This is a genomic window from Streptomyces sp. NPDC017943 (assembly GCF_044328425.1).
Classification (GTDB): Bacteria; Actinomycetota; Actinomycetes; order Streptomycetales; family Streptomycetaceae; genus Streptomyces; species Streptomyces djakartensis_A.
Genome location: NZ_JBIRHH010000056.1, coordinates 1 through 4,574, shown reverse-complemented (window position 1 = coordinate 4,574; position 4,574 = coordinate 1). Strand labels below are relative to the sequence as shown.

Here is a 4,574-nt window from a genome sequence, read left to right as displayed (position 1 = left end):
CCACCAGATACGACAAGACCGCCACCTCCTACGAAGCAGCGGTCAATCTCGCGTCGCTCCTGCTCTGGGCAAGATCCGTTTGAAGACGGACCCTAGACGCACTGAATGATCACCAGTCGGAGCGAAGTTGGCAGGCTCAAGCTAGCTCCTGCCCTTGCTCAACGCGCTCTCATGAGGGTGGTGAGGGAGACGGTGCCGAGGTAGATGTAGGCGCGCTCGTAGCGTGTGGCGACGGCGCGGATGCCTTTGAGTCGGTTGATGGCATGTTCGACGGTGTTGCGTTTCTTGTAGTGCTCGCGGTCGAATCCGGTGGGCCGGCCGCCCTGGGATCCTCGGTTGTGCCGGTGCCTTTGCTGGTCGGGATGTTCGGGGATGGTGTGCCGGATGCCGCGTCGTCGCAGGTAGCGCCGGTTGTTTCGGGACGTGTAGGCCTTGTCGGCCAGCACAGGGTCGGGCCGGGTGCGGGGTCGTCCCACTCCGGGCCGGGGCACGGGGATCTGCTTCAGCACGTGCTCGAGCTGGGGGCCGTCACCGTAGTGTCCGGGCGTCAGGACGAAGCTGAGGGGCCGGCATCGTCCGTCGGCGGCGAGGTGGATCTTGGTGGTGAACCCGCTGCGGGAGCGTCCTAGGCATTCGCCGGTCTGACCACCTCCTCCAGGCGGACGGCCAGTTTCCGCAGCATCGGATCGACCTGATTTGTCCCCTGACCCTTGGATCCAGGGCCGGCGGCGCCTTCCTCGCACCGGCGGCCTGCTGATGAGCTCGCACCGCGGTCGGGTCCACCGACACGTCCCAGTCGATCCCGCCCGCGGCATCCTCGGCGGCCTGGATGCGAGACAGCAGCATCTTCCACGTTCCGTCCGATGACCAGCGGCGATGCCGCTTGTAGACCGTCTCCCACGGACCGAACCGTTCCGGCAGATCCCGCCACTGCACACCAGTCCGCACCCGGTAGAGAAATCCGTTGATCACCCGACGGTGATCGCTCCACCGACCTCCCCGTGCACCGCCAGGAGGCAAGAGCGACTCCAGCCGAGCCCATTCCGCGTTCGTCAGATCCCCACGGCCCATGATGCCAGCCTGATCCCAACACACCGCTCATGTCGGGAGATCCAAGAAACAGCACCGAGGGATGATTGCGGCGCAATCACCTCACCGTCGGCAGAAACCGAGAGCCTGCGCAACCAGGTAGTAGTCATCGGTGGCGGAGTGAGCATTCTCCGGCTTCAACTTCGACGGATTCTCCGTCACTGGGTCATAGAAGCGAAGGACCTTCTGCGCGGCGTAGGCTTCAGGGATCCGTGGACTGCGGCGCACAGTGGGCAGCACGAGATCCTCGTAGGCTTCTCTGGCTTGGTGCTGACTGTCGTCGTACACAGCCCCCTGGTTACGCGTGGTCGGACAATCTACGATAAGGATGTTCGACAGCTTCGCTACGGCCCCCATCAGCGAGAAGGTCTCACGGATCTCGTCGACCTTCGCTTCCATACGGGTGAGAGCCCTCAGCTCCTTCCACCCTGGCTTGACGCAGGCAAGTACGTCATCCGCGGCCACGATGGCATTCACAACAAGCAAGCCTAGGTTCCCGGGGCAGTCGATCAGGATGAGGTCGTAGGTGTCGCGGATCGTGTCGATTTGGGATCGGAGCCAAAACTCACGCCCAGTCTTAGGGGCGAGGAGTTGTTCAGCCTCTTCCAGAGAGCTGGAAGCGAGTACAACGAAGAGGTGGGGAATGGCTCTGGTTCCGTCGCTACCGAATGGCCCCGCCATGGCGGGTACGATGGCATCATCCAGCTTTGCGGCACCAGTGAGCACGTCGTAAAGGTTGGCCTGGTTGGGAAGGTCATCCGGGTTGTCATAGCCGAGGGCCGCAGAAGCGTCACATTGCGCATCGGCGTCGACGATTAGGACGTTGTAACCGAGGTCAGCGGCCGATGCCCCAATGTTCACCGCAGAGGTAGTCTTACCCGCTCCCCCACTTTGGTTGGTGAGAGCGAGCACACGCGCGATGCGATGGGGCAGGGCCGTAGCTGCGGACCGGCTCCGGGATGAAGTCATGAATAATCTCCAACACTGATTGCGGCGCAATCATTTCCTTGGGAAGGGCGCGCGAGCTGTCTCCGAAGGCGACCAGAACGGGAAAAGCTCGCAGACAGTCGAGGTTGTCCGGGGCCGACGTCCTGTGACCACAGTGCCGCTCGTTGATTGCGATGCAATCGGAAGGCGGTCAGCTAAAGTTGCCCTCTTGCACGGATCGGATGACGAGTCGAGTACCGCATTGCGGGTTACAGGCCAGGGCCCTCAGGGACCAGTTGCCCCGACTTTGACCAGTGGAGCGACGGTTGGACGCGCTGTCAATCCTCCAGGAGCCTCTTCAGCTCTTGCAATTCTGCCCCATTGAGGTATTCGCGAATTTGGAGCGCCAGCTCCTCAACACTGCGGACAACGATGACGCCGCGGGGCTCAGGTGCTGTGGCCACCGCGGTGGACAATGTCCCTGACGATTCGGGGCTAGCTGCCGCAGGCACCGTCTCGGTCGCAGGGCCAGGCACTGCGGAGCTGGGTGCAGGAGCGGGCGCTGCGACTCCCTCCACTACGGCGGCCGCGGCCGCATCTGTCAAGTCTGACCCACGAGGTTCGGGTACGGCCGGTCCGTCATTTGACTCCGATGTGTCGGTGACCTCGGCACCATCGTCGACAGCCTGCTCCGAAGGAAGCTCCTGTTCGGCCAATGGGATCTTGGCCACCATAGCCGCCTGGGCAGCGTTCAGCTCACCCCGGGCGAAGGCTTCTTGCATGTCAGGACGCAATCGGGCGAGTACGACGGCTGCTTCTCTCACAGGGAGTAGCAGCCGTCCAGCGTGACCGCCGTCTACAGCGTCGGTGCTGTCGATCAGGCCTTGTTCCTTAAGCCAGTGATTGACAGTCGCCTGCTGGAGATCTGGGATCAGCCTTAGCAGAGCGATCCTGTGGGATACATAGGTCTGGGAGCAACCCACACGCTTCGCCAGTTCACGCTGGGTCAGCTGTTGTCCGGTCTCATCTTTCTCCTCGAGTGCCTCCTGGAACTCCAGCGCTTCCTCAAGAGGACTGAGAGCCATGCGCTGGAGGTTTTCCTGGATCGCCGCAATACGAAGACTGGGTACCTCTCGCCGTACCAGAATGGGTACTTCCTTGAGGCCGGCCAACAGCGCAGCGGCCAGACGCCGGTGACCATGGTGGACTACAAACAGCGCACCATCGGCCACACGGGCTTCGACCTCTTCTTTGTGCTGAGGATAGAAGTCGACGTATACGTCTGGCGGGATGACTGTCACGGCGGTGTTCATGCCATCGGTACGGAGCGTCTCCGCCAACTCGTCGATCTTGAAAAGCTTCTTCCGACCGTTCTCAGGACTAGGCATCAACTGGTCCGGGCGCACGGTAGGCAACCCTTGCGGCACAAGACGCGCCTGCTGAGTCGCAACCCTACGCGCAGCCCTCTCAGCCGCGAGATCTCGATTCAAGCCGGGTCGAGTAGGCATGGGGTCTCCACGGGTGCGGTGCTGAGCAGTTGCTCCGGCCGAGCCTACCGGTCGCGCACGGCGCTGCAGCGCATCTCTCGGTGATTGCCTCGCAATCACCCACGTACGATCAGACTCAGCACCCTTCAGCGAGTCCGCTACGCCGACTACTAAAGGGTGTTGCAGAAGGCTCGGTGCGGGGCATTTTGCCTGTATGGGTGGGGTGTTACGGGCTGAGCCCGTGTGGGTGGAGACGTTCACCGGCCTGCGGATGGACCGGTTCGAGAGGTTGCTGCGGGTGGTGCGGGAGCGGGGCGGGGACGGCCCCGGTGGCGGTCGGCCGTGGTGCCTTCCGCTGGCGGAGCGGGTTTTGCTGGTGGCGGTGTACTACCGCACGAACCTGACCAAGCCGGCACCACGCTGATGATCGTTGAACGCCTTCATGATGGAGCTGTCCAGAGGGTGGGCGGGAGACAGTTCCACGTGTCCGGCGGCAGAGAGGGTCATGAGAGCGGGAGTCCCAGCCTGCGCACACGCAAGAGCCAGCGCGTCCACCTGTTCGGCGGTGAGTATGTCCAGCAGGGCGGAGGCAGTCACTAAGGCTGCACCCGCGACGGTATCCGCGCTAAGAGTGGCCAAGTCACTTTGGCGAGTTTCCACTTTGATCGGGCTACCATCGGAAGCTGAGAAAGGCCCGGAGGTAGCCGCTACTTGTAAGAGGCCAGGGTCTGGATCATGCAGCACCCAGTGTTGGGGGCCGGCGAGACGTGGGCCAAGCCACCGGCTCATGGACCCTAACCGGATCCAAGGTCGTGTATCACCAGGCTCTCCGTTGCGTTCAGCCGACCCGTCGTGACCAGGTGAGTCTACAAGGGGTGGAGCAGGTCGCCAGCTCGTGCCCGACCGTCAGTAGATTCGCGTAACTGCAGCCATTTAGCAGCAGCCCATCCAGAAGCTGCTTCTCCTGGTGCCTCTTACCTCGATCTTTCGTGACGGTCTGCCGACGGAGTCGGTGGGCCGTTTCGCTTTCTGTGGCTGGTGCTGGGCAGGCTGAGGGGCCCGTGTGTCGTC

The 4,574-nt window shown here is 62.7% G+C and carries 3 protein-coding genes and 1 pseudogene; 1 reads left to right on the top strand and 3 read right to left on the bottom strand.

Translation table 11 applies throughout. From position 1 onward, the window contains the following. Positions 1 to 158: 158 nt before the first annotated feature. The 3 genes from ACH4C6_RS35930 to ACH4C6_RS35920 form a co-directional block, all read right to left on the bottom strand. Positions 159 to 1,071 (bottom strand): IS5 family transposase gene (locus tag ACH4C6_RS35930; protein WP_398112781.1). Its coding sequence is split into 2 segments (ribosomal slippage): positions 159 to 693 and positions 692 to 1,071, totalling 915 coding nucleotides; the frame shifts between segments, so codons are not numbered across the junction. A gap of 81 nt (positions 1,072 to 1,152) precedes the next feature. Beyond that, on the bottom strand, positions 1,153 to 2,001 hold the full coding sequence (locus ACH4C6_RS35925; RefSeq protein ID WP_366900860.1) for an AAA family ATPase: 849 nt from the start codon (positions 1,999 to 2,001) through the stop codon (positions 1,153 to 1,155). Positions 2,002 to 2,354: 353 nt separating this feature from the next. Next, positions 2,355 to 3,422 carry a ParB/RepB/Spo0J family partition protein gene (locus ACH4C6_RS35920; protein ID WP_398112780.1) on the bottom strand — a complete coding sequence of 356 codons (1,068 nt, stop codon included), beginning with the start codon at positions 3,420 to 3,422 and terminating at the stop codon, positions 2,355 to 2,357. Positions 3,423 to 3,717: 295 nt separating this feature from the next. Between ACH4C6_RS35920 and ACH4C6_RS35915 the strand changes: the two are divergent. Further along, positions 3,718 to 3,909: pseudogene (locus tag ACH4C6_RS35915) on the top strand (IS5/IS1182 family transposase); the annotation flags it as partial. Positions 3,910 to 4,574 lie beyond the last annotated feature (665 nt).